A 23,642-nucleotide genomic window follows, 5' to 3' on the forward strand; every position below is an offset into this window, starting at 1 on the left:
TTTTGCGAGAAAAGAACCCTCTCCCTGCACATTTTGCCTCTCTGAACCCAGATAGGTAAGTATTGCTGTCTTTATCGTTCTGCCGCTCTCCTGTACGGGGACGGCATGGCTGACGATCCCATGCTCAAATTCGTCGGACGCGCGCAGGCGTATCCGGCCAAGCGCCCCGCCCAGCTGCGTGCGGAAGACTTTCGCGAGATCGCGGAACGCTATGCGGTACCCGAAGCGGAATCGCAGGCGGGCCGCTGCAGCCAGTGCGGCGTGCCCTATTGTTCGGTGCACTGTCCACTGCACAACCACATTCCCGATTGGCTGCGCCTGACCGCCGAGGGGCGGCTGCAGGAGGCCTATCAGCTTTCCAACAGCACCTCGACCATGCCCGAGATCTGCGGCCGTATCTGCCCGCAGGACCGGCTGTGCGAAGGCAATTGCGTGATCGAATTCTCGGGCCACGGATCGGTGACGATCGGCTCGGTCGAGAAGTTCATCACCGATACCGCCTGGGCCGAAGGCTGGGTGGAGCCGGTGCAGGTCGGGCGCGACCGCGGCCAGTCGGTCGGCATTATCGGGGCGGGCCCCGCGGGCCTGGCCGCCGCCGAATATCTGCGCGGCTATGGCTACGCAGTCCATGTCTACGATCGCTACGACCGGTCGGGCGGGCTGCTCACCTATGGCATCCCCGGCTTCAAGCTGGAGAAGGACGTAGTGATGCGCCGTGTGCAGCGGCTGGAGGAGGGCGGCATCGTTTTCCACCGCAATTTCGAGGTCGGCCGCGACGCGACGCTGCGCGAACTCCGCGAGCGGCACGATTCGATTCTGGTCGCCACCGGCGTCTACAAGCCGCGCGGCATCAAGGCGCCGGGCGTGGGGGCCAAGGGTGTTGTCGATGCGCTCGACTATCTCACCGCCTCCAACCGCAAGAGCTTCGGCGACAGCGTGCCGGCGTTCGAGGACGGCAGCCTCAATGCGCTGGGCAAGCATGTCGTGGTTGTCGGCGGCGGCGATACCGCGATGGACTGCGTGCGCACCGCGATCCGCCAGGGCGCGGCCTCGGTGAAGTGCCTCTATCGCCGCGACCGGGCGAACATGCCGGGATCACAGCGCGAAGTGGCCAATGCCGAGGAGGAAGGCGTCGAGTTCGTCTGGCTCTCCGCGCCCGAGGCGTTCGAAGGCACCGAGCAGGTGACCGGCGTCCGCGCCTCCAAGATGCGGCTGGGGGCACCCGATGCCTCGGGCCGCCGTGCGCCGGAAGTCGACCCGGGCGGCGCGCTGCAGATGCCGGCCGATCTCGTCATCAAGGCGCTGGGCTTCGAGCCCGAGGATCTGCCCAAGCTGTTCGGCGCCGAGGAACTGGGCGTCACCCGCTGGGGCACGCTGCGCACCGACGGCAAGACGATGATGACCAGCATGGACGGCGTGTTCGCTGCCGGCGACATCGTCCGCGGCGCGAGCCTGGTCGTCTGGGCGATCCGCGACGGCCGCGACGTGGCGGCGCATATGCATGCGTGGATGAAGGCGCATGCCAAGGCAAAGGCCCCCGCACGCGAAGCGAGCCTGGCATGAAGATGCTGGCCGTCACGCTGCTGATCGCCATGGCTGCGCCGGCTGGGGCTATGGCGCAGACTGCGCCTGCCACGCCCGTCGCGCAGGCCCCCGATCCCGCACGCCTCGCCGCCGCCAAGGCGCTGATCGCCAAGACGATGCCGCCCGAGCGGATCGATTCGATGATCGATCAGATGATGCGGCCGATGATGGAAAACCTTCGCAACGCCATGGTGCAGTCGCCGCAAATGCAGGCGGTGTTCGCAAGCAATCCGAAGGCGGAGGCGCTGCTGGACGGGTTCGTCGGCGATGAATTCAAGCATTCGGTCGCGCTGACCAAGGAATCGATGCCGACGATGCTGGACGCGATGGCGCGTGCCTATGCACGCCGCTTCACCGTCGCGCAGCTGCACGATGTCAGCGCCTTTTTCGATACCCCTTCAGGCAAGCTCTACGCCGAACAGGCTTCCACCGTCATGACGGACCCCGACGTCCTCGCCGCACAGCGTGCGGTGATGGAAAAGTCGATCCGCAGCACGATGGAACGCGCCCAGGCGATGGTGGCGAAGCTCGCCGCAGAACAGGACAAGAAGTGATGACCAAGACGCTGGCAACCGAGCGCGAGCGCCTCGCCCGCGAGGGCATGTACCGCCCCGAATATGAAGGCGATGCCTGCGGCGTGGGCATGGTCGCGGCCACCGACGGCCAGTCGTCGCGCCGCGTCGTCCAGTCGGCGATCGATGCGCTGAAGGCGGTGTGGCACCGCGGCGCCGTCGATGCCGACGGCAAGACCGGCGACGGCGCCGGCATCCATGTCGACCTGCCGCTGCGCTTCTTCGACGAGCAGATCGTCGGCAGCGGCCACCGCGTGCTGCCGAACCGCCTCGCGGTCGGCATGATCTTCCTGCCGCGTACCGATCTCGGTGCGCAGGAGACCTGCCGCACCATCGTCGAGAGCGAGATCATCGAAGCGGGCTACACCATCTATGGCTGGCGCCAGGTGCCGGTCGACGTGTCGGTGATCGGCATGAAGGCGCAGGCGACGCGCCCCGAGATCGAGCAGATCATGATCGCGGGCCCGATGCCCGATGCGATGGATGCCGCTGAGTTCGAGCGCCAGCTCTACCTGATCCGCCGCCGCATCGAGAAGCGGGTGATCGCGGCCCAGGTCGGCGGCTTCTACATCTGCTCGCTGTCGTGCCGCTCGATCATCTACAAGGGGCTGTTTCTCGCCGAATCGCTGTCCGACTTCTACCCGGACCTCAAGGATTCGCGCTTCGAGAGCCGCGTCGCGATCTTCCACCAGCGCTATTCCACCAACACCTTCCCGCAATGGTGGCTGGCGCAGCCGTTCCGCTGCCTGGCGCATAACGGCGAGATCAACACGATCCGCGGCAACCAGAACTGGATGCGCAGCCACGAGATCAAGATGGCGAGCATCGCGTTCGGCGAGCAGAGCGAGGACATCAAGCCGGTGATCCCTGCCGGCGCGTCCGATACGGCGGCGCTCGATGCGGTGTTCGAGGCGATCTGCCGCTCGGGCCGCGATGCGCCCACTGCCAAGCTGATGCTGGTGCCCGAGGCCTGGCAGCAGGACGAGGATACCCCGCCGGCGCACGCCGCGATGTACCAGTATCTCGCTTCCGTGATGGAGCCGTGGGACGGCCCCGCCGCGCTCGCGATGACCGACGGCCGCTGGGCGGTCGCCGGCATGGACCGCAACGCGCTGCGTCCCTTGCGCTATACCCAGACCTCGGACGGGCTGCTGATCGTCGGTTCGGAAACCGGCATGGTGCCGGTGCCCGAGGCGAACGTCGTCGCCAAGGGCCGGCTCGGGCCGGGCGAGATGATCGCGGTCGATCTAGACGAGGGCAAGTTGCTCTCTGACCGTGCGATCAAGGACCAGATCGCCGGTGAGGCCGATTACGCGTCGATGGTGCAGGGCTTCCTGTCGATCGACGACCTGCCCCCAGCGCCGGCCGAGACCTATTATGAGCGCGCCGAACTGTCGCGCCGCCAGGTTGCCGCCGGCCAGACGCTGGAGGACATGGAACTGATCCTCGCGCCGATGGTCGAGACGGCCAAGGAAGCGATCGGCTCGATGGGCGACGATACGCCGCTGGCGGTGATCTCGTCCAAGTCGCGGCTGATCAGCCAGTTCTTCCGGCAGAATTTCAGCCAGGTGACCAACCCGCCGATCGACCCCTTGCGCGAACGCTATGTGATGTCGCTCAAGACGCGGTTCGGCAATCTCGCCAACATCCTCGATACCGAGGGGGCGGGCAGCCCGGTGCTGGTGCTGGAGAGCCCGGTGCTCACCAATGCCGACTGGCACCGGCTGCGCGCGCATTTCGGGTCGAGCGCGGCCGAGATCGACTGCACCTTCGCGGCCGATGGCGATCCGGAGTCGCTGAAGCTCGCGATCAAGCGCATCCGCCACGAGGCTGAGCAGGCGGTCCGCGCCGGCTGCACCGAGCTGTTCCTCACCGACGAGCATAGCGGCCCGGACAAGGCGGCCATCGCCGGCGTGCTGGCGGCGGCGGCGGTGCACACGCATCTCGTCCGGCGTGGCCTGCGCTCCTATGCCAGCGTCAACGTCCGTTCGGCCGAGTGCCTCGATACGCATTATTATGCGGTGCTGATCGGCGTCGGCGCGACCACGGTGAACGCCTATCTGGCCGAGGCTGTGATCGCCGATCGCCACGCGCGCGGCCTGTTCGGCGACATCAGCCTGGCGGACTGCCTCAAGCGCCACCGCAAGGCGATCGACGAGGGGCTGCTCAAGATCCTGTCGAAGATGGGCATCGCGGTGATCAGCTCCTATCGCGGCGGCTATAATTTCGAAGCCGTGGGTCTCAGCCGTGCGCTGGTGAACGATCTGTTCCCCGGTATGCCGGCCAAGATCTCGGGCGAGGGCTATGCCTCGCTTCACCTGTCCGCGATGATGCGCCATGATGCCGCCTATGACGCGGCGGTGGCGACGCTGCCGATTGGCGGCTTCTATCGCCAGCGGGCGGGCGGCGAGGCGCATGCCTATTCCGCACAGCTGATGCACCAGCTGCAGACCGCGGTGTCGAACGACAGCTATTCGAGCTATCTCGCCTTCTCGCGCGGCGTGCGCGATCTGCCGCCGGTGTATCTGCGCGACCTGCTCGAGTTCAACTTCCCCGAAACCGGCGTACCGATCGACCAGGTCGAGGCGATCACCGAGATCCGCAAGCGCTTCGTCACGCCGGGCATGTCGCTCGGCGCGCTGAGCCCCGAGGCGCACGAGACACTGGCGATCGCGATGAACCGGATCGGCGCGCGCGCCGTCTCGGGCGAGGGCGGCGAGGATTCGGCGCGCTACAAGCCCTATGACAATGGCGACAACGCCAACTCCTCGATCAAGCAGGTCGCCTCGGGCCGGTTCGGCGTGACGGCGGAATATCTCAACGCCTGCGACGAGATCGAGATCAAGGTGGCCCAGGGCGCCAAGCCCGGCGAGGGCGGGCAGCTGCCCGGCTTCAAGGTCACCGAATTCATCGCCAAGCTGCGCCATGCGACGCCGGGCGTGACGCTGATCAGCCCGCCGCCGCACCACGACATCTATTCGATCGAGGATCTGGCGCAGCTGATCTACGATCTGAAGCAGATCAATCCGCGCGCGCGGGTGTGCGTGAAGCTGGTCAGCTCCGCCGGCATCGGTACCGTCGCGGCGGGCGTGGCGAAAGCCCACGCAGACGTCATCCTGGTCGCCGGCCATAATGGCGGCACGGGGGCGTCGCCGTTCACCTCGATCAAATATGCCGGCACGCCCTGGGAAATGGGCTTGTCGGAGGTCAACCAGACGCTGACGCTCAACGGCCTGCGCGGCCGCATCAAGCTGCGCACCGATGGCGGGCTGAAGACCGGCCGCGACATCGTCATCGCCGCAATCCTCGGCGCCGAGGAGTTCGGCATCGGTACGCTCAGCCTGGTGGCGATGGGCTGCATCATGGTCCGCCAGTGCCATTCGAACACCTGCCCGGTGGGCGTCTGCACCCAGGACGAGAAGCTGCGCGCCAAGTTCGTCGGCACGCCGGAGAAGGTCATCAACCTGATGACCTTCATCGCCGAGGAGGTGCGCGAGATCCTGGCCAAGCTCGGCTGCAAGAGCCTGGACGAGGTGATCGGCCGCACCGAGCTGCTCCGCCAGGTCAGCCGCGGCGCCGAGCATCTCGACGATCTCGATCTCAACCCGATCCTCGCCAAGGTGGATGCGGACGATGCCGAGCGGCGCTTCAGCCTCAGCACCTTCCGCAATGCGGTGCCGGACAGCCTCGACGCGCAGATGATCAAGGATGCGGCGCCGGTGTTCGCGCGCGGCGAGAAGATGCAGCTCACCTATTCGGTGCGCAACACCCACCGCGCGGTGGGCACGCGGCTCTCGTCGGAGTTGACCAATACCTTCGGCATGTCGACGCTGCAGGACGGGCACGTCCATGTCCGGTTGCGCGGCTCGGCGGGCCAGTCGCTGGGCGCGTTCCTGTGCAAGGGCATCACGCTGGAAGTGTTCGGCGACGCCAATGACTATGTCGGCAAGGGCCTGTCGGGCGGGGTGATCGTGGTGCGGCCGATGGTCAGCTCGCCGATCGAATCGTGGAACAACACGATCATCGGCAATACCGTCCTCTACGGCGCGACCTCGGGCCGGCTGTTCGCCGCAGGCCAGGCGGGCGAGCGTTTCGCGGTGCGCAACTCGGGTGCCGATGTGGTGGTCGAAGGCTGCGGCGCGAATGGCTGCGAGTATATGACCGGCGGCACCGCGGTGGTGCTGGGCCGGGTCGGCATGAACTTCGGCGCGGGCATGACCGGCGGCATGGCGTTCGTCTACGATGTCGACGGCAGCTTCGAACGCCACGCCAATCCGGAGAACATCACCTGGAACCGGCTGGCCTCGAGTCACTGGGAAGCCAAGCTCAAGGCGCTGGTCGAGGCGCATGCCGAGGCGACCGACAGCAAATGGTCGAAGGGCCTGCTGGAGGATTGGGACCGCGAGGCGGGCAAGTTCTGGCAGGTGGTGCCGAAGGAAATGCTCACCCGGCTGCCGCATCCGCTCAACGACACGGTCGAGGCCGTGGCGGCGGAGTAAGGCTCAATCGAGGGCGGCGGCCACGTCGGTATGGCGGAAGTCGTCGCCCTTGAAGAGCAGCGGGCAATCCGCAAGCGCCGCGACCGCATAGGCCATGCAGTCGCCATAGTTCAGCCGGGCGGGGTGTCGGCCCTTGCCGAAGCGGTCGAACGCGTCGGTGGCGACCTGCAGGTGCTCCTCGCCGAACGGAACGACCACGAAGGGCGGCTTGGCGATCAGTGCCAAGCCGGCGTCTGCGGCCGCGCGGGTCGATTGCCCGAGTACCACCATGCGAAATTCCAGTGCCGTCGGTGCGCCGATCAGCACGGTGTCGGTCGCATCCAACAGCGCCGCGATGCGGTCCGCCTCGGGCTCGCCGAAGAGCACGGCGACCAGTGCCGAGGTGTCTATCGCGATCACCGCGGTAGGCCGTGCTCGTCGTATCCCACTATGTCGTCGGCGGTGCGGTCAGTGCGCGGCTGACTGGCTGCGATGGCCTGCGCGCGCTTCAGCCTATCGGCGAAGCTATCTGCACCGCTGCGGTCGCGATCCATGGCCTCGCGCACCGCCATCCGGATCGCCATGGTATAGCTCACCCCCTTGGCCCGCGCGTAGCGGCGGACCAGCTGGTCGGTCTCTTCGTCCTTGATGCTGAGCGCCATGCTGCGGCTCCGTTCTAGAATGTCTTCTAAAATATAGAAATGCGGCGCGCGCTACAACGAGTCTTCCCCGCCTCATTTCCGCTGCTTATGGCTTGTCTCATGTGGCAGCTCCTTCAATTCCCGCTCTGTCCCTTCTCGCGCAAGGTCCGGCTCCTGCTGGGCGAGAAGGGCATCGCCTATGAGCCGGTGCGCGAATCGCCCTGGCAGCGGCGCGACGAATTCCTCGACCTCAATCCCACCGGCCAGACCCCGGTGATGATCGACGCCGAGCGCCATGTGACGCTGATCGATTCCACCGTGATCTGCGAGTTTTTCGAGGAGACGGTGAACAAGAACGCGCTGCTCAACGGATCGGCGGTGGACCGCGCCGAGATCCGCCGGCTGGTGGTGTGGTTCGACAACAATTTCTACAGCGACATCACCGCGCCGCTGCTCCACGAGCGGATGATCAAGCGCATCGTCTATCGTCAGCCGCCCGACGCCAAGGCGCTGCGCGATGCGATGAAGGCGGCGGTCGGCCATCTCGACTATATCGATTACCTGCTCGATCACCGCACCTGGCTGGCGGGCGCGACGATGAGTCTGGCCGATATCACCGCAGCGGCGCAGATCTCGGTCGCCGATTATCTGGGCGGGATCGACTGGAAGAGCCACGAACTCGCCAAGCGCTGGTATATCGGGATGAAGAGCCGCCCGAGCTTCCGCCAGCTGCTCGCCGAGCGGATGGAGGGAATCACGCCGCCCGCCGATTACGAGAAGCTCGACCTTTAGATGCGGGGATAATCGCAGGCGGAGACGCGTTGGGCTGCCAAACGGGAGAGTCCGCGATGCTCGAACATGTACCCCACTGGCTGGGAAGCGCCCTGAAAGGCCTGCGCGCAGGCGCCGGGAAGCTGGCGATCGTCCAGCCCGAACTGGGCAGCTTCGCGGTGCTGCACCTCGCCAGCCCGGCCTTCGCCAATGGCGGGCGTCTGCCGGAGCGCTTCACGGCGGATGGTGAGGGCGTATCGCCGCCGCTGTTCTGGACGGACGTGCCCGAGGGCACCGAATGCCTGGCGCTGATCGTCGAGGATTCCGATGCCCCGGCGCCGCAGCCATTGGTCCACGCTGTGATATGGGGGTTGCCGGTCGATGGCGATCTCAAGGAAGGCGCGATTTGCGCGGACGGCGTCGGCGACGCCGCTGGAAGGGATGTCGGCCGCAACAGCTTTTTCGGTGAGGGCTGGCTGCCGCCCGATCCGCCGACCGGCCATGGTCCGCACCATTATGCCTTCCAGCTGTTCGCGCTGAGCCGCGGTTGCGAGATCGGCCGCAATCCGGGGCGAAGCGCGCTGGTGAAGGCGATGGCGGGGCATGTGCTCGCAGCCGGGCTGCTCACCGGCGTCTATTCGCGCGGGGAAGAGGCGCCGGCCGGGTTGGTCGGCGAAACCGCGCCGGTCTGATCGGCCGGCGCGGCTGGGCTCAGCCGTTCACCACGGTGCCGCCGTTGGGGTGCAGCACCTGGCCGGACATATAGCTCGAATCCTCGCAGGCGAGGAACAGAAACGCGGGGGCCACTTCGTTTGGCTGGCCGGGGCGGCCCATCGGCACGCTTTCGCCGAAATGCGCGAGCTTCTCCGGAGAAGCACCGCCGCTGGGGTTGAGCGGCGTCCAGATCGGTCCCGGCGCGACGGCGTTCACCCGGATGCCTTTCTCGATCAGGTTCGTCGATAGGCTGCGGGTAAATGCGGTGATCGCGCCCTTGGTCGAGCTGTAATCCAATAGCTCGGGCTCGCCTTGGTACATGGTCACCGAGGTGCAGTTCACGATCGCGGCGCCTTGCTTGAGGTGCGGCGACGCGGCCTGCACCATGAAGAACATCCCGAAGATGTTGGTCTGGAAGGTCCGGCGGAGCTGCTGCTCGGTGATGTCGGTGATGTCCTTGTCGGGATGCTGCTCCCCGGCATTGTTGACGAGGATGTCTAGTCGGCCGAACTCGGCAATTACCTTGGCAACGGCGTCTTCGCAGAACGCCTTGTCGCCGACATCGCCGGCAATGGTGATTGCGCGGCGCCCTTCGGCACGGACCGATTCGGCGGTCTCCTCGGCATCGCGATGCTCGTTCAGATAGACGATGGCGACGTCTGCGCCTTCGCGGGCATAGAGCGCGGCGACTGCGCGGCCGATCCCGCTGTCGGCGCCGGTGACGATGGCCACCTTGTCTTTCAGCCGCTCCGATCCGCGATAGCGTGGCTGCCATTCGGGGCTGGGCTCCAGCGTGCGCTCCTCACCGGGCAGCGCATCTTCCTGGATTCTCTCGATGGTGTGATCTTCGGGCATCGGCACGGCTCCTGCAAACGGGGGAGGGTGCCGAACGAACCGGTGCGACAGGATGTAAGTTCCTGAAAAACGGGGCCGCCGGAGCGGCTTCCCGGGTCAACCGATCAGGCTGCTACCCTGGAAGCCACTGCCGAGGATCAAAACGGTGGTGATCGCGAACGATGCCATCCCGATCATGACGCTGCGTGCCATGGAAATCTTCTCCTGCGAAGTGCGGGACATCACGCGATCGGAACGATCGGGGTGGACATCGCCAGCAGAACGGCGGTGAAGAGCAACGCGGCGCCGGTGGCCAGGGTGCGGTGGAGGGTGTCGATGCGAAGGGTCATGATGGCTACTCCCTGATGCGGCGTCCGGACCATCCGGCGCCGATGCCACATCAAGAGCAGGGAGCGTGCCAATTCACATAAGATGTTGATAAACTGTACTTACTGTCGGCTGGCTCGCCTGATATTGGTGTATTTCGCGCACCAAATTGGCGAAATTCGCCAATTATCGATATTTCTCGCCAGGCGTGGTGGTGCCGACCTGGACCATGTTCCTGCCGGCGCTCTTGGCGGCGTAGAGCAGGCGGTCCGCACGGTGGAAGGCCGTCTGGTGCATCTCGCCGGGCAAAACCGGCGTCAGACCCGCCGAAAAGGTGATTTCGCCGAGGGGGGCATCGGTGTCGCGCAACTTGTAGCGTTTGGCCTGGACCTTGCCGCGGGCTTGATCGAGCGTCTGCTGTGCCTTTTCGAGGGAAATATTGGTAAAGAGCACTGCGAACTCCTCGCCGCCGTACCGGGTGACCAGGTGGCCCCGGCAGCTATGGCTGAGCGCGTCGGCGATCGCCTTCAATACCCGATCGCCGACCGCATGGCCGAAGCGGTCGTTCACCGACTTGAAGTGATCGATATCGCAAACCGCCAGGCACATCCGTCCGCCGGCTCCCTCCTGCGCGGCGAAGGCTTCCTCGAACGCCCGGCGATTGGGCAATTGGGTCAGCGGATCGCGCCGGGCATTGTCGCGCGCTTCCTCGAGCTTTTCGCGGAGATCCTTCGCTTCGCGCGTCGTGGTTTCCAGCTTTTCCTCCGCGATGCGGATGCGTTCCAGCATCGCCGCGGTAATGCGGACGGCATCGTCGGATTGCCGGGTCGGCTGGCCGACGGCGGACATCGCTTCCGCGCTGGCCGCGAGATCCCGGCCGAAATCGGCGGTCTCGGCGCGCATCGCCGTCACCATGTCGGCAAAGCCTTCGACCTGCATCTGGGTGCGTGCGACGAGACCTTCTGCCCGTTCCTTCACGTCGACGGGCGTATCGGCTGTATCATGATCGGCATTGAGCGTCAGGATATCCCGCGGCGTCAACCGCACGCCGCGTTCGGTTATCATTTCCACCGCGCGGGCAAGCTGCCCGTCGGGATCGGTGAACAGACGATAGGCGAACGCATAGTGGGTGGGGCTGGGCGGCAGCCGCTGATCCGTCAGGAACTCGCCGATGCGTTCGAACAGCCTTCGGCCGTCTTCCTGCGTTGCTTCTCCATGAACGGCACGCGCGATGCGCATACGCTCCAAATCCCCCGTGCGAAATCACGGCATACATGGCCGCTATATGGCCGCCAGTGGGTAGGCGAAGAGTGCTAAAATCTGGTTGTTAAACCTCGGTCTACCGGGGCCTTGTTGCGGTGCCGTAACCTTATGGTCGAGGGAAAGCCGTTCTTTCTCAACAGGCTGCGCGGCCTTGGATAATACTCCTCCGCATTGAATAATTAATTCTTGTCGGAGTGGATATGATCGTCGGCCGCGCCGCGGAGCGATCAATGGCGGTGCGACTCGCGATATTTCTGTACGGCGGCGAGCGTCTGGCGGATGTGATCGGCCGGATTCGCATCCGAATGGACGAACAGCACCTTGCCGTTCGGCGCGATCACATAGCTGGTGCGTTTGGTGTACTTGGCGTTCTGCATCATCACGTCATAGCCCTTGGCGACCGTGGGCGTGGCAGCGGCGACGGCGAACTTGCCGGCGCAATATTGGCTCGAGAATTTTTCGAGCTGGTCGACATTACCCGCGGTCATTCCGATCACGGTGGCGCCGGCCTTGGTGAAATCGTCCAGCGCCTCGGCAAATGCGTGCGCCTCGGCATTGCAGCCCGAGGTGAAGGCGGCCGGGAAGAAATAAAGCACCACCGGCCCCTTCTTGAGCGCGGCCTTCAGGTCCACGGTGGTCGGCTTGCCGGCGACGGCACCCCGGGCGATGAACATCGGCGCTTTGGCGTTGGGTGCCAGCTCCGCCTGGGCGGGCAGGGCAAAGGGCAGGACGAGGGCGGCAAGGGCAAGTTTCAGGCGCATGGCATTCTCCCGGATCGATATGCTTGTTCTGTACGCTGGCCCAAGGCGGAGGGCTAGCGGGTGAAGGCGATGCCGAGCCGTGCGTGCGTATCCTCGGCATTGTATCGATCTAGCGCTTCGCCATAGCCGCTGAACGCCTGTCCGAAGAGGTAGATGCCAAGGCCGCCGCCGATGCGGGTGAGCGGATAGGAAATGAACAGCTCGCCAGCGCCGCGCCCCGTGCGGAAATTGCCGCGCCCGGTGATCGCGATCTTGATCCCGTCCTTGTGCTGGAGGGCGGCGGTGAGCGCGGTGTAGCCGAAATAGTCCTTCATGTCGTGGAAGGTGCCGCTGCTGCCGACATAGACCCATGCCTGCGGTGCCAGGTCGATCCGCCAGTTCTTGCCGAGATCGAACCGCTTCTCGCCGCGTACGAAGATGCGGTTGAGGTCCACCGAATCGGTTACGCCGCGCCCGTTCGAATCGTGCCGCCAGCCCAGCGCGACCCGCGTCGTCTCATCATAGGGTATGTCGGCATATAGTTCCGGGCTGTAGTTGGTCGATCGGAACGGGCCGGAAGGCGTGTTGAGCGCCCAGAACATCGTCTGGGTATAGGCGAAGCGGAGATGGCCCAGCTGCAATGGTGCCTCTTCCGCAAATGGCCGAACGGCGAAACTGACCTGCAGCTTGCCGCCGGCGTCCTTCAGTCCGAACGCGCCATAGACGGGCTCGTGGGGTTCGAACCGATCGAGGAAAGCGGAGGAGCTGCCGGTGGCGCTTTGCACCACCGTTTCCTGCTGCGGGATTTCCGCCGGCTTATGCTGCGCGGCCGGCGGCAGCGCGAGGCCCGCGATGCCCACCGGCACGTAGCGTGCCTTGGCGAAGCCATGCGCCGGAATCGTCGGCACCGGGCCCGGCGTCCGTTCCAGCACCAGCCGGGTGCCGTCGGCCGCGGTTACTTCGATCTGGCGCGGGCCTTCCTCGGCCAGCGGCGCTTCGCCTTCGTTGACGAGGAACACCTCCACCCCGCGCAACGCCGCCTGCTCGGAAGCGGGCTGGGCCGGCACCGCGCGTATCTGGGCATGGGCGGCAGGCGCGGCAAAGGGGGAAAGGACCAGGAGAAGGGCGGCAAGCAGACGCATGGTTGGGGAAGTGACAGGCGTTTGTGACCTTGGCGAGTCAAATCCGGCCGGGTAGGGCAGTGCAATGCCCGTTTCCCAGACCGATATCGCGCTCGCGGAGCGCCTCGCCGCCGCCGCCGGGGCCGCCATCCGACCCTATTTCCGCGCCGAACATGGCGTGGAGGCGAAGGACGATCAGTCCCCCGTCACCCTGGCCGATCGCGCCGGAGAGGAGGCGATCCGCAAGCTGCTGATCGCCGAACGACCGATGGACGGGATTATCGGCGAGGAATTCGGTGTTCGGGAAGGCACCAGCAACCGGCAATGGGTGCTGGACCCGATCGACGGCACCCGCGCCTTCATCGCCGGCCGCCCGGTATTCGGCACGCTGATCGCGCTGCTGGAAGATGGCTGGCCCGTGCTGGGCATCATCGATCAGCCGATCATCGGCGAGCGCTGGCTGGGCGTTACCGGGCGCAAGACGCTGTTCAATGGCAAGCCCGCCAGCACCCGCATCTGTCGCGAGCTGAAGGATGCGATCCTGGGAACGACGTCCCCGGCCTTGTTCGACGACAACCAGCTTCACGCCTTCGAGCATCTGGACGCAAAGGTGATGAGCACCGTGCTGGGTGGCGATTGCTATAATTATGGCTGCGTTGCCAGCGGCTGGCTCGATATCGTCGTCGAAGCCGGGCTGAAGCTGCACGATTTCGCCGCGCTGGTCCCGGTGATCGAAGGTGCCGGCGGCCGGATGTGCGACTGGCAGGGCGATCCGCTCCATGCCGGTAGCAAGGGCGAGGTGATCGCGGCGGGCGATCCGGCGCGAATCGACGATATCCTGGAAGCCATGGCCTGCGAGGGACATTGACGGGCTGGTCCTCGCGGACCCGCGCCGCCGGATTCGCGGCGGCGGGCTGAATCTTCAACCCGGCGCCTTGCTGCCGGCTGCCCTGCGGAGAGGCGAGGGGGCGTTCTAGAAGATCCCGAGGAACTTCTTGCGCTGGCGCTTCGCCTCGCCGGTGCTGCTTTTCCCGCTTTCCGATTTGGCGGTGGTGCCGCGGCCGACATCGTCGCGGGGGCGGCCCTTGCGATCATATTGGCTGGCGGCATTGGCGCCGGCCAGAACGGGGCCGCAATCGGCGGCCTTCGCATCGCCGAAATCGACAAAAGTGAGCACGCCGGCAATGGGCGAGGCGACCAGTCCCAGGCCCAGCCCCCCACCGGCCCGCGCCAGCAGTTCGGGGCTGAGAATGGTGATCGATGGGGTGGCGAAGGTACCTCCGATGCCGACCGGGGACTGGCCGGAGAACAGGCTGAACCGCTTCGAATCGGCGCGGAAGGCAAGATCGATTGTTTCGTTGCGGAAGCTGAACCCGCCGCGACCCAGCATCACGTTCTTCTGTGTGTCGATCAGGATCGGGTCGGCCGCCGCAACGCCATCCCGCACGGTGAAGCCGATCAATCCGCAATTGATCTGCACCGGTTCCTTCAGCTTCCGCTCGAACATCTTCTGGACGAAGGTGCCGATATCGAATTCGGCGAGTTCGGTATTGCGCGTCCAGAAGGCGCCCTTGGGCAGGATCACGGCGATGCGGCCATTGGCGCTGGCGAGCGACTCGCGCACGCTGTTGCCGGTGCCCTCCATCTGAATGCGGGCCTTGAGTACCCCTGTCGTGCCGGCCTGGTCGGCGCCGAAGCCGGCCAGGAGCACGCCCATCGGCGTGGGCGACAGGCGAATGTCATAGGTGGTGAAGACCGGCGTTCGGCGGGCGTCGATCCGGATATCGGACGTCACGGTCCCGCGTGCCAGGCTGAAATTGAGCGGGCTCAGCGTCAGCAGCCGATCGTTGAGATCCAGGCCCAGTTCAATGTTGGAAACTGGCAAGTTCGGTGCGCGCACGCTGCGTATTTGCCATTGCAGCCTGGCGTCGAAATTCTTGAGCGCGTCCACGCGCAACGGCGCGTCCGGCAGCAGGCGCGGCGTGCCGGAGACCTGCGTCACCGCCGCCTGCGCGCCCTGGGCCGCCAGCGCATCGGGATTGTAGCCGATGAACGGCCCGGCATCGACGATGTCGAGCACCTGCGTGAACAGGTCGGCGGCCACCAACATGCGCGGCTGCGAGAGCTTGACGGTGAACTTGCCGGCAAGGTCGCTATCGCCGAAGCGCCCCTTCATGCCGGTAAAGCGCCACTCGTCCCTTGCCTTGGTGACGACCGAGGTCAGGCGATAGCTGCGCGTATCCGGCACGGCGATGCCGGCAACCATGAACATGTCCGCCAGATTCCGGCCGCGCAGGTCCATATGCAGCTTCGCGCCCTCGAGCACTGTGGCGCCCGGCAGCGTGCCGGCGATGTCGACCCGGCTGCGCACGCCCTCGGCATGGAGGCGCAACCGGTTCTCGCCGCCCGCCAGCGTCTTGTTGGACGACAGCAGCGCGCCCGCCAGCGTGAACCGGGCACCGCGCGCGGTGCCGTTGCCGTCGAATCGGATCGCATCGGCGAATCGATTGTCTTCGGCCGCCACCGTGTCGACGCGAATCGCGGCATCCAGAAGGTGGCGCGGATCGAGGTAGCGGATCTGCGTGCCGGTGATGCGCGCGCGTTGGATCCGCGGCATCGTGAGCGGCTGGCCGCCGCCGCTGCCGAAGGTCCACGTGTTCTGCTTGCCGTCGCGATCCCATTGCAGGTCGATCCGGCCGTCGGTGAGGCCGAGCCACTGGAAGCGCTTTTGGCGCGCCAGCAGCGAGAAGGTGGCGATTCGGGCGTCGATCCGTTTCGCCGTGAAGAAGGGGCTGGTGCCGGCCCAGTCCGGGTTTTCGACGCGCAGACCCTCGGCCACGAATTTCAGGTTGAACGGCGCGAAATAGAGCTGAAAATCGCCGGCCACCTGCACCTTGCGGTGCGTGCTGCCGCTCGCGATCGATTCGAACGTGCTCTTGAGGAAGCGGCCCTTGGTGACGAGCAGCACTGCCCAGGCGAGCACCACCAGCCCGATCAGGCTGGTGAACAGCGCGATGGTCGCGGCAAGCGGCGTGCCCATGGCCCGAAGCGGCCGGCGCGGGGGAGGCGCCGGATCGGCGACGAGCAGCGGTGCGTCCGGATCGGCCATGGGGCTCCAAATCCCTTCTGCCGCTGCGGTTCCCGGATGGTTGCATATCCGCCAGGCTTCGTTTAAGGGGCCGCCTTTCCGCGATCGAGGGACCGTCCGGCTAATAGGGCTGCCGCGGCTGTCTGCAATCGTCGAACCAGAAGGAGACGAAAATGCCCAAGCTCAAGACCAAGAGCGGTGTGAAGAAGCGCTTCAAGTTCACCGCCACCGGCAAGGTGAAGCATGGCGTGGCCGGCAAGCGCCACCGCCTGATTTCGCATAACGCCAAGTATATCCGCCAGAACCGCGGCACCTCCGTGCTCGCCAAGGCCGACGTGGATCACGTCAAGGCCTGGGCGCCCTACGGTCTGAAGTAAGGAGGGCCTGACAAATGGCACGAGTGAAGCGTGGTACGACCACCAAGGCGAAGCATAAGCGGATTTTGGATCAGGCGAAGGGCTATTATGGCCGTCGCAAGAACACCATCCGCATCGCGCGCCAGGCCGTCGAAAAGGCCGGCCAGTACGCCTATCGCGACCGCAAGGTAAAGAAGCGCAGCTTCCGCGCCCTGTGGATCCAGCGCATCAACGCCGGCGTCCGCGCCGAAGGCCTGACCTATTCGCAGTTCATGCACGGCCTCAAGCTGGCCGGTATCGAACTGGACCGGAAGGTCCTGGCCGACATCGCCATGAACGAGGGTGAGGCGTTTACCGCCATCATCGCGCAGGCGAAGGCGGCACTGCCCCAGGCCGCCTGAGCGGACCTGCGCGCAAGCTGAACAAGGGGCGTCGAGGCTGCGGCTTCGGCGCCCTTTTTCATTCCAACCGGGAGGGACGATCCCGTGGCGATGAAGACCTGGTGGCTCTACGTCACCGCCGTGTTTTTCGTGTCGATGACGCCGGGGCCGAACATGCTCCACGTGATGGTGCAGAGCATCCGCGAGGGCGCGCGCAGCGTGCTGCCGACCACCGCGGGGCTGATGAGCGCGAATATGTTCTGCCTCATTGCCTCGGCGGCGGGGCTGGGCGCGCTGCTCAAGGCGTCGCCGGGGCTGTACGACGTGCTGCGCTATGCGGGCGTCGCCTATCTGCTGTGGCTGGGCATCAAGGCCTGGCGTGCACCGGTGGCGGAAGCGCATGCCGATGCCCCGGTGCCGGTGCGCCAGTCAGTGCGGGCGCGCTACCTGACCGGGCTCGGCACGGGGCTGTCCAACCCCAAGCTGATCGTCTTCGCGGCGGCGCTGTTCCCGCAGTTTCTCGACGTAGGCCGCCCGTTCCTGCCGCAGCTGGCGATCCTGATCGCCACCTTCGCGGTGATCGAGGCCTTCTGGTTCTCGGTCTATGCGCTGGGCGGCCGCTCGCTCGCGGCCTGGCTGGCACCGGCGGCGCGCCAGCGGATGTTCAACCGGGTGACCGGCGGCGTGTTCATGGCGTTCGGTGCCGCGCTGCTCGGCAGCCGGGCGTAGCGGACCCACCCCACCCCAGTCGTCATTCCCGCGAAGGCGGGAATCCATTGACTCATCGGTCGCGGCTCCTGCTGAATCGGCACGGCGAATGGATCCCCGCCTTCGCGGGGATGACGGTGTAGGGGAGGTGGTGGAATGGACAAGCAACCGTGCGTGTACATCCTCGCCAGCCGACGGCATGGGACCCTCTACACCGGCGTGACGTCGAACCTGCTGGGCCGCCTCTACCAGCATCGCGAGAAGGTCACCCAGAGCTTCACCGCCGAGCACGATATCGCCCGCCTCGTCTGGTTCGAAGCGCATGAAGACATGAGTGCCGCCATCCTTCGGGAAAAGCGGATCAAGAAGTGGAATAGGGACTGGAAGCTGGCCCTGATCGAACGCAGCAACCCGCAATGGGTTGACCTCGCGATCGGACTAGGGTTCGAGCCCCGGCAACCGACTGGCAAATGGATCCCCGCCTCCGCGGGGATGACGGAGTAGATTGTGGCAGAGCTGGACCCGCAAGAAGCGATCCTGGACCGTATCCGGCAGTGCGACACGCTTGCCGCGCTGGAAGACATTCGCGTCGAACTGCTCGGCAAGGCCGGCATCATCACCGCCGAGCTGAAGACGCTGGGCAAGCTGAGCCCGGAGGAGCGGCAGGCCGTCGCCCCGGCGATTCACGCGCGCCGTGAGGCCGTCACCGAAGCCATTGCGACCGCCAAGGCCGCCCTCGAACAGGCGGCGCTCGATGCCCGCCTCGCCAGCGAGACGGTGGATATGACGCTGCCGGTCGACCGCGTTGCCCCCGGCTCGGTCCATCCGGTCAGCCAGGTGATGGACGAACTGGCCGAGATCTTCGCCGATCTGGGCTTCGCCGTCGCCACCGGCCCCGAGGTCGAGGACGACTGGCACAATTTCACCGCGCTCAACATTCCGGAGACGCATCCGGCGCGCGCGATGCACGACACTTTCTACATCGCCGGCGAACACGCGCGGCCGATGGTGCTGCGCACGCACACCAGCCCCGTGCAGATCCGCACGATGACCAGCCAGAAGCCCCCGATCCGCATCATCGCGCCGGGCCGCGTCTATCGGTCGGATTCGGATGCGACGCACACGCCGATGTTCCACCAGATCGAAGGCCTGGTGATCGACAAGGGCATCACGCTCGGCCACCTCAAGTGGACGCTGGAGACCTTCCTCAAGGCCTTCTTCGAGCGCGACGACATCGTGCTGCGCCTGCGCCCCAGCTATTTCCCCTTCACCGAGCCTTCGGCCGAAGTCGATGTCGGCTTCACCTGGAAGGACGGCAAGCGGGTGATCGGCGGCAGCGGCGACGCGCCCGGCGGCGGCTGGATGGAAGTGCTGGGCAGCGGCATGGTGCACCGGCGGGTGATCGAGGCCTGCGGGCTCGATCCGGACGAATGGCAGGGCTTCGCCTTCGGCACCGGCGTCGACCGGCTGGCGATGCTCAAATATGGGATGGACGACTTGCGCCCCTTCTTCGACGGCGATCTGCGCTGGCTCAAGCATTACGGCTTCTCGGCCCTCGACGTGCCCACGCTGAGCGGGGGAGTCGGCGCATGAAGTTCACCCTTTCGTGGCTCAAGGAGCATCTGGAGACCGAGGCCTCGCTGACCGAGGTCCTCGAGGCGCTGACCCGCGTCGGCCTCGAAGTCGAGGGCGTCGAGAACCCCGCCGAGCGATTGGCCGGCTTCCGCGTCGCCCGCGTGCTGACCGCCGAGCGGCATCCGCAGGCCGACAAGCTGCAGGTGCTGAGCGTCGATTTCGGCGAGGGCCCGCTGCAGGTGGTGTGCGGCGCGCCGAATGCGCGTGCGGGGCTGGTCGGCGTGCTCGGCCTGCCCGGCGCGGTGGTGCCGGCCAATGGCATGACGCTGAAGGTCGCGGCGGTGCGCGGCGTCGAATCGAACGGGATGATGTGCTCGACCCGCGAGCTGGAGCTCGGCGAGGACCATGACGGCATCATCGAGCTGCCCGCCGATGCGCCGGTGGGCACGGCCTTTGCCGACTATGCCGGCCTCGACGATCCGGTGATCGACGTGTCGATCACGCCGAACCGCCAGGATTGCATGGGCGTGCGCGGCATCGCCCGCGATCTCGCCGCAGCGGGGCTCGGCACGCTCAAGCCGCTCGATGCGGTGGTGGCGGACCTGCCGGCGATCGTGCCGCAGGGCGCAGGGCCGGACGTACGCACCGACGATGCGGCAGGCTGTCCGGCCTTCTATGGTCAGGTCGTGCGCGGCGTGAAGAACGGCCCGTCGCCGGACTGGCTACAGCAGCGCCTCAAGGCGGTGGGGCAGAAGCCGATTTCCGCGCTGGTCGACATCACCAACTTCGTGATGTTCGGGCTCGGCCGCCCGCTCCATGTCTACGACATGGCGAAGCTCTCGGGCGGGTTGGTCGCGCGCAAGGCCAAGGACGGCGAGACCGTGCTGGCGCTGAACGGCAAGAGCTACACGCTCACCGACTCGATGACCGTGATCGCCGACGATGCGGCGGTGCACGACATTGGCGGCATCATGGGCGGCGAGCATTCGGGCTGTTCGGATGACACGACCGACGTGCTGATCGAATGCGCCTATTTCGATCCCGAGCACATCGCCCGCACCGGCCAGAAGCTGCTGCTGACCAGCGATGCGCGCACCCGCTTCGAGCGCGGCGTCGATCCCGAATTCCTTGAGGACGGGCTGGCGATCGCCACCCGGCTGGTGCTGGCGCTGTGCGGCGGCACCCCGAGCGAGGTCACCCGCAGCGGCACGCCGCCCAAGGTGGGCGCGGTCGTCGGCTATGATCCGGCACTGGCCGAGACGTTGGGCGGCCTCGCCGTGCCCGCGACGCAGCAGGTGGAAATCCTCGAACGCCTCGGCTTCACGGTGCAGCCGCTCGACGGCAATGGCGATCCGGTCGACCTCGGCGGCGGCTTCGAGGCCTTCCGCGTCACCGCGCCGAGCTGGCGCCGCGACATCGACGGCCCGGCCGACATCGTCGAGGAAGTGATCCGCATCGCCGGCATCGACAACGTCCCCTCGACGCCGCTGCCGCGCACCCCCGGTGTCGCGACGCCCACCGCCACGCCCGAGCAGAAGCTCGAGCGCCGGATGCGTCGCACGGCGGCTGCGCGCGGGCTCAACGAGGCGATCACCTGGAGCTTCCTTCCCGAAGCGCAGGCCGAGGTCTTCGGCGGCGGTGCCTGGACGCTTGCCAACCCGATCAGCGAGGACATGAAGGTCATGCGCCCCTCGCTGCTACCCGGCCTGCTGGCGGCGGCGGAGCGCAACCTCAAGCGCGGCGCGACCAGCGTCCGCCTGTTCGAGGTCGGCCGCCGCTATCTGGCAGATAAGGAACGGCTGACGCTGGGCGTAGTGCTGGCGGGATCGAAAGCCGCGCGCGGCTGGCAGGGCGGCAAGGCCCAGCCCTTCACCGCGTTCGACGCCAAGGCCGAGGCGCTGGCGCTGCTCGAGGCTGCCGGCGCGCCGGTCGCCAACCTGCAGGTGATGGGCGAGGCGGGTGCCGCCTATCATCCGGGCCAGTCGGCGACGCTGCGGCTGGGGCCGAAGAACGTCCTCGCCAGCTTCGGCATGGTGCATCCGAGCGTGCTCAAGGCGTTCGACCTCGATGGCGCGGTTGCGGCGGTGGAGATCCATCTCGACGCGCTGCCGGCGAAGAAGGCGAACGGCTTCACCCGCCCGGCCTTCACGCCCCCGGCGCTGCAGGCGGTGACGCGCGATTTCGCCTTCCTGGTGCCGACCGCGCTTGCGGCGGGCGACCTTGTCCGCACCGTGAAGGGCGCGGACAAGGCGACGATCGTCGATGCGCGGCTGTTCGACGTCTTCACCGGCCAGGGCGTGCCCGAAGGGCAGAAGAGCCTGGCCGTGGAGGTCACGCTCCAGCCCGGCGAGAAGAGCTTCACCGATGCGGATCTGAAGGCGCTGGCCGACAAGATCGTCGCGGCGGCGGCGAAGCTGGGCGCTGCGTTGCGCGGCTGATCCGAACGGGGTGGAGGATGCGGCAGGAGCGGTGATATCTCCACCCCGCTTCGACAAAGATAAGGCGCGTTTTACCACTCGCGGGGCCGGAACCGGGCGCATGGGGCATGAGGATCGCGGGCGCCGCCATGGCGGGTGGTGCGCTGCGCCCCCGCCGCGCACCACGCACCGTGATCGCCTGACAGGAGGTGCGGGGGCCGGGATGCGTCGGCCCTCGCAATTCTTTTCTCGAAACGATGCTGAAACCCCTTGCGCTACCCCCGGGCTTGGGGTAGGCGCGCCCCTCCAATGCGCCCGTAGCTCAGCTGGATAGAGCATCAGACTACGAATCTGAGGGTCGGACGTTCGAATCGTTCCGGGCGCGCCATTTTCCTCCTCCGATACCGGGTGGGCTGTACCTGCGGCCATCATCCGTTGCGCCTGCCACCCGCGACGCTACAAGCATCGTGGCCCTGCGCCAGGAGGAGGATCGCCATGTGTGACGAATCGACCGCTGCGGACAATGCGCGGCATATTGCGGGGGTGAACCGCCGCGATTTCGCCGCTGCCGCCGCGGCGGTGGGTGCGATGGCGCTGCTGCCGGTCCCCGCCAATGCGGCGGCAGTGAAGGGCCGCGACGTTTCGATTCGCACCCCGGATGGCATCGCCGACGCCTATTTCGTGGCGCCCATGCGCGGAAGGCATCCCGCCGTGCTGGTGTGGCCCGATATCATGGGGCTGCGCCCCGCCTTCCGGCAGATGGCCGACCGATTGGCGCAGTCCGGATTCGCGGTGCTGACCGTCAATCAGTTCTATCGCGCCACCAAGGCGCCGTTCCTGAAGCCCGGCCAGTCGTTCGACCAGCCGGAGGTGCGGGCGATGATCATGCCGTGGCGCGAGCCGCTGACGCCCGCCGCGATCACCGTCGACGCCAAGCATTTCGCCACGTTCCTCGACGCGCAGCCCGAAGTGGATAGCCGGCGCGGCATGGGCAGCACGGGCTATTGCATGGGCGGGCCGTTCGTCTTGCGCACCGCCGCCGCGTTGCCGGGGCGAGTGAAGGCAGGCGGCAGCTTCCACGGCGCTGCGCTGGTGACGGAGGCCGCCGATAGCCCGCACAAGCTCGTGCCGCAGTTGCAGGGCCGCTATCTGGTCGCCATCGCCGAGAATGACGATGCGCGGGCGCCCACCGACAAGGATGCCCTGCGCGCCGCCTTTGCCGCTGCCAAGGTGCCGGCGGAGGTCGAGGTCTATGCCGGCGCGATGCACGGCTGGTGCCCGCCGGACAGCCGCGTGTACAACCCGCCCCAGGCGGAACGGGCATGGGATCGATTGCTCCAGACCTTTTCCGAACTTTGATGGGTTGACCTGTCTGCCGCGCCATGTTCCCTTCCTGTTCTCGGCGGATCGAGTCGGGGGCAACAGGGGTATGCGGCCATGGCGGAACTGATTCTCTATACCAACCCGCAATCGCGCGGCCGGATCGCGCGGTGGATGCTGGAAGAAGTCGGCGCGACGTACCGCGTCGAGGTGCTCGACTATGCGTCGACCATGAAGGACGATGCCTATCGGGCGATCAACCCGATGGGCAAGGTGCCGGCGATCGTGCATGGCGGCAAGATCGTGACCGAATGCGCGGCGATCTGCGCCTATCTGGCGGAGGCGTTTCCGGAGGCGGGCCTGGCGCCGTTGCCGGAGGAGCGGGCGGACTATTATCGCTGGATGTTCTACGCGGCCGGGCCGGTAGAGCAGGCGACGACCAACCAGTTCGCGCAATTCGTAGCGAGCGAGGATCAGAGCCGGATGTTCGGCTATGGCACGTACGATCTGGTGGTCGATGTGCTGGACACGCTGCTGTCGTCCCGCCCCTATGCCACCGGTGAACGCTTCACGGCCGCCGATGTCTATCTCGGCTCGCAGATTGGCTGGACGACCATGTTCGGGATGCTGCCCAAGCGCGACTCGTTCCTGGCCTATGTCGAACGGGTGCAGAGTCGCGAGGCCTATCAGCGCGCCTCGGCGATGGACGATGCCCTGGTCGCCGAGGCGGAGAAGGCGGCCGAGCCCGCCTGA

Annotated in this window: 21 protein-coding genes and 1 tRNA gene; 15 read left to right on the forward strand and 7 right to left on the reverse strand. The window is 66.5% G+C overall.

The features are described 5' to 3' along the window. Positions 1-105: 105 nt before the first annotated feature. From DD559_RS04320 to gltB, 3 genes are read left to right on the forward strand one after another with little or no spacing between them, the layout of a single operon-like run. Positions 106-1,563 carry an NAD(P)-dependent oxidoreductase gene (locus tag DD559_RS04320; protein ID WP_116468099.1) on the forward strand — a complete coding sequence of 486 codons (1,458 nt, stop codon included), beginning with the start codon at positions 106-108 and terminating at the stop codon, positions 1,561-1,563. After that, positions 1,560-2,138 (forward strand): DUF2059 domain-containing protein, encoded by a 579-nt coding sequence (locus DD559_RS04325; protein ID WP_116468100.1) that lies wholly within the window; start codon positions 1,560-1,562, stop codon positions 2,136-2,138. Before DD559_RS04320 ends, DD559_RS04325 begins: the two co-directional genes overlap by 4 nt. Continuing rightward, on the forward strand, positions 2,138-6,655 hold the full coding sequence (gltB, locus tag DD559_RS04330; protein WP_116468101.1) for a glutamate synthase large subunit: 4,518 nt from the start codon (positions 2,138-2,140) through the stop codon (positions 6,653-6,655). The genes DD559_RS04325 and gltB overlap by 1 nt, the downstream gene beginning before the upstream one ends. A 3-nt stretch (positions 6,656-6,658) precedes the next feature. Here the strand turns inward: gltB and DD559_RS04335 are convergent, their stop codons facing one another. Next, positions 6,659-7,054: a type II toxin-antitoxin system VapC family toxin gene (locus DD559_RS04335; protein ID WP_116468102.1), complete on the reverse strand. Its 396-nt coding sequence runs from the start codon at positions 7,052-7,054 to the stop codon at positions 6,659-6,661. Continuing rightward, on the reverse strand, positions 7,051-7,296 hold the full coding sequence (locus tag DD559_RS04340; protein ID WP_116468103.1) for a type II toxin-antitoxin system VapB family antitoxin: 246 nt from the start codon (positions 7,294-7,296) through the stop codon (positions 7,051-7,053). The genes DD559_RS04335 and DD559_RS04340 overlap by 4 nt, the downstream gene beginning before the upstream one ends. A 99-nt stretch (positions 7,297-7,395) precedes the next feature. Between DD559_RS04340 and DD559_RS04345 the strand changes: the two genes are divergently transcribed. Further along, positions 7,396-8,067, forward strand: coding sequence for a glutathione S-transferase family protein (locus tag DD559_RS04345; RefSeq protein ID WP_116468104.1), 672 nt, complete (start codon positions 7,396-7,398; stop codon positions 8,065-8,067). A 56-nt stretch (positions 8,068-8,123) separates the two neighbouring features. After that, positions 8,124-8,738, forward strand: coding sequence for a YbhB/YbcL family Raf kinase inhibitor-like protein (locus DD559_RS04350; RefSeq protein WP_116468105.1), 615 nt, complete (start codon positions 8,124-8,126; stop codon positions 8,736-8,738). Between the two features lie 19 nt (positions 8,739-8,757). Here the strand turns inward: DD559_RS04350 and DD559_RS04355 are convergent, their stop codons facing one another. From DD559_RS04355 to DD559_RS04370, 4 genes are all read right to left on the reverse strand, one after another. Beyond that, positions 8,758-9,615, reverse strand: a complete 858-nt coding sequence (locus tag DD559_RS04355; protein ID WP_116468106.1) for an SDR family oxidoreductase — start codon at positions 9,613-9,615, stop codon at positions 8,758-8,760. Between the two features lie 492 nt (positions 9,616-10,107). Then, entirely contained in the window at positions 10,108-11,160 is a 1,053-nt protein-coding gene (locus DD559_RS04360) for a GGDEF domain-containing protein (RefSeq protein WP_116468107.1), read from the reverse strand. Positions 11,161-11,411: 251 nt separating this feature from the next. After that, positions 11,412-11,945: a peroxiredoxin gene (locus DD559_RS04365; RefSeq protein ID WP_116468108.1), complete on the reverse strand. Its 534-nt coding sequence runs from the start codon at positions 11,943-11,945 to the stop codon at positions 11,412-11,414. Between the two features lie 53 nt (positions 11,946-11,998). Next, positions 11,999-13,066: a phospholipase A gene (locus tag DD559_RS04370; RefSeq protein ID WP_116468109.1), complete on the reverse strand. Its 1,068-nt coding sequence runs from the start codon at positions 13,064-13,066 to the stop codon at positions 11,999-12,001. A 64-nt stretch (positions 13,067-13,130) separates the two neighbouring features. Between DD559_RS04370 and hisN the strand changes: the two genes are divergently transcribed. Further along, complete coding sequence (gene hisN, locus DD559_RS04375) at positions 13,131-13,913, forward strand: histidinol-phosphatase (RefSeq protein WP_116468110.1); 783 nt, start codon at positions 13,131-13,133, stop codon at positions 13,911-13,913. Positions 13,914-14,018: 105 nt separating this feature from the next. On the opposite strand, the gene DD559_RS04380 is transcribed toward hisN, so the two are convergent. Then, positions 14,019-16,154: an AsmA family protein gene (locus tag DD559_RS04380; protein WP_116468111.1), complete on the reverse strand. Its 2,136-nt coding sequence runs from the start codon at positions 16,152-16,154 to the stop codon at positions 14,019-14,021. A gap of 152 nt (positions 16,155-16,306) precedes the next feature. On the opposite strand from DD559_RS04380, the gene rpmI reads away from it, so the two are divergent. From rpmI to DD559_RS04430, 9 genes are all read left to right on the forward strand, one after another. After that, the gene (gene rpmI, locus DD559_RS04385; RefSeq protein ID WP_116468112.1) at positions 16,307-16,510 is read left to right on the forward strand and encodes a 50S ribosomal protein L35; all 204 of its coding nucleotides are present in this window, start codon (positions 16,307-16,309) and stop codon (positions 16,508-16,510) included. A 14-nt stretch (positions 16,511-16,524) separates the two neighbouring features. After that, positions 16,525-16,890 (forward strand): 50S ribosomal protein L20, encoded by a 366-nt coding sequence (gene rplT, locus DD559_RS04390; RefSeq protein ID WP_116468113.1) that lies wholly within the window; start codon positions 16,525-16,527, stop codon positions 16,888-16,890. A gap of 90 nt (positions 16,891-16,980) precedes the next feature. After that, positions 16,981-17,598, forward strand: a complete 618-nt coding sequence (locus DD559_RS04395) for a LysE family translocator (protein ID WP_116468114.1) — start codon at positions 16,981-16,983, stop codon at positions 17,596-17,598. A 135-nt stretch (positions 17,599-17,733) separates the two neighbouring features. Then, a complete protein-coding gene (locus DD559_RS04400) occupies positions 17,734-18,081 on the forward strand; it encodes a GIY-YIG nuclease family protein (RefSeq protein ID WP_116468115.1) in 348 nt (115 codons plus the stop codon). A 3-nt stretch (positions 18,082-18,084) separates the two neighbouring features. After that, on the forward strand, positions 18,085-19,170 hold the full coding sequence (pheS, locus tag DD559_RS04405) for a phenylalanine--tRNA ligase subunit alpha (RefSeq protein ID WP_240610117.1): 1,086 nt from the start codon (positions 18,085-18,087) through the stop codon (positions 19,168-19,170). Continuing rightward, positions 19,167-21,590, forward strand: coding sequence for a phenylalanine--tRNA ligase subunit beta (gene pheT, locus DD559_RS04410; RefSeq protein WP_116468116.1), 2,424 nt, complete (start codon positions 19,167-19,169; stop codon positions 21,588-21,590). Before pheS ends, pheT begins: the two co-directional genes overlap by 4 nt. A 290-nt stretch (positions 21,591-21,880) precedes the next feature. After that, a tRNA-Arg gene (locus tag DD559_RS04420) sits at positions 21,881-21,957 on the forward strand. 107 nt (positions 21,958-22,064) lie between these two features. Continuing rightward, a complete protein-coding gene (locus DD559_RS04425; protein ID WP_116468117.1) occupies positions 22,065-22,928 on the forward strand; it encodes a dienelactone hydrolase family protein in 864 nt (287 codons plus the stop codon). Positions 22,929-23,006: 78 nt separating this feature from the next. Further along, positions 23,007-23,642 (forward strand): glutathione S-transferase family protein, encoded by a 636-nt coding sequence (locus DD559_RS04430; protein ID WP_116468118.1) that lies wholly within the window; start codon positions 23,007-23,009, stop codon positions 23,640-23,642.

This window comes from Sphingomonas pokkalii, assembly GCF_003096275.1.
Classification (GTDB): Bacteria; Pseudomonadota; Alphaproteobacteria; order Sphingomonadales; family Sphingomonadaceae; genus Sphingomonas; species Sphingomonas pokkalii.

Coding starts and splice junctions, on each gene's coding strand:
- DD559_RS04320 (WP_116468099.1), top strand. CDS start 106: ATGGCTGACGATCCCATGCTCAAATTCGTCGGACGCGCGCAGGCGTAT.
- DD559_RS04325 (WP_116468100.1), top strand. CDS start 1,560: ATGAAGATGCTGGCCGTCACGCTGCTGATCGCCATGGCTGCGCCGGCT.
- gltB (WP_116468101.1), top strand. CDS start 2,138: ATGACCAAGACGCTGGCAACCGAGCGCGAGCGCCTCGCCCGCGAGGGC.
- DD559_RS04340 (WP_116468103.1), bottom strand. CDS start 7,296: ATGGCGCTCAGCATCAAGGACGAAGAGACCGACCAGCTGGTCCGCCGC.
- DD559_RS04345 (WP_116468104.1), top strand. CDS start 7,396: ATGTGGCAGCTCCTTCAATTCCCGCTCTGTCCCTTCTCGCGCAAGGTC.
- DD559_RS04350 (WP_116468105.1), top strand. CDS start 8,124: ATGCTCGAACATGTACCCCACTGGCTGGGAAGCGCCCTGAAAGGCCTG.
- DD559_RS04355 (WP_116468106.1), bottom strand. CDS start 9,615: ATGCCCGAAGATCACACCATCGAGAGAATCCAGGAAGATGCGCTGCCC.
- DD559_RS04360 (WP_116468107.1), bottom strand. CDS start 11,160: ATGCGCATCGCGCGTGCCGTTCATGGAGAAGCAACGCAGGAAGACGGC.
- DD559_RS04365 (WP_116468108.1), bottom strand. CDS start 11,945: ATGCGCCTGAAACTTGCCCTTGCCGCCCTCGTCCTGCCCTTTGCCCTG.
- DD559_RS04370 (WP_116468109.1), bottom strand. CDS start 13,066: ATGCGTCTGCTTGCCGCCCTTCTCCTGGTCCTTTCCCCCTTTGCCGCG.
- hisN (WP_116468110.1), top strand. CDS start 13,131: ATGCCCGTTTCCCAGACCGATATCGCGCTCGCGGAGCGCCTCGCCGCC.
- DD559_RS04380 (WP_116468111.1), bottom strand. CDS start 16,154: ATGGCCGATCCGGACGCACCGCTGCTCGTCGCCGATCCGGCGCCTCCC.
- rpmI (WP_116468112.1), top strand. CDS start 16,307: ATGCCCAAGCTCAAGACCAAGAGCGGTGTGAAGAAGCGCTTCAAGTTC.
- rplT (WP_116468113.1), top strand. CDS start 16,525: ATGGCACGAGTGAAGCGTGGTACGACCACCAAGGCGAAGCATAAGCGG.
- DD559_RS04395 (WP_116468114.1), top strand. CDS start 16,981: ATGAAGACCTGGTGGCTCTACGTCACCGCCGTGTTTTTCGTGTCGATG.
- DD559_RS04400 (WP_116468115.1), top strand. CDS start 17,734: ATGGACAAGCAACCGTGCGTGTACATCCTCGCCAGCCGACGGCATGGG.
- pheT (WP_116468116.1), top strand. CDS start 19,167: ATGAAGTTCACCCTTTCGTGGCTCAAGGAGCATCTGGAGACCGAGGCC.
- DD559_RS04425 (WP_116468117.1), top strand. CDS start 22,065: ATGTGTGACGAATCGACCGCTGCGGACAATGCGCGGCATATTGCGGGG.
- DD559_RS04430 (WP_116468118.1), top strand. CDS start 23,007: ATGGCGGAACTGATTCTCTATACCAACCCGCAATCGCGCGGCCGGATC.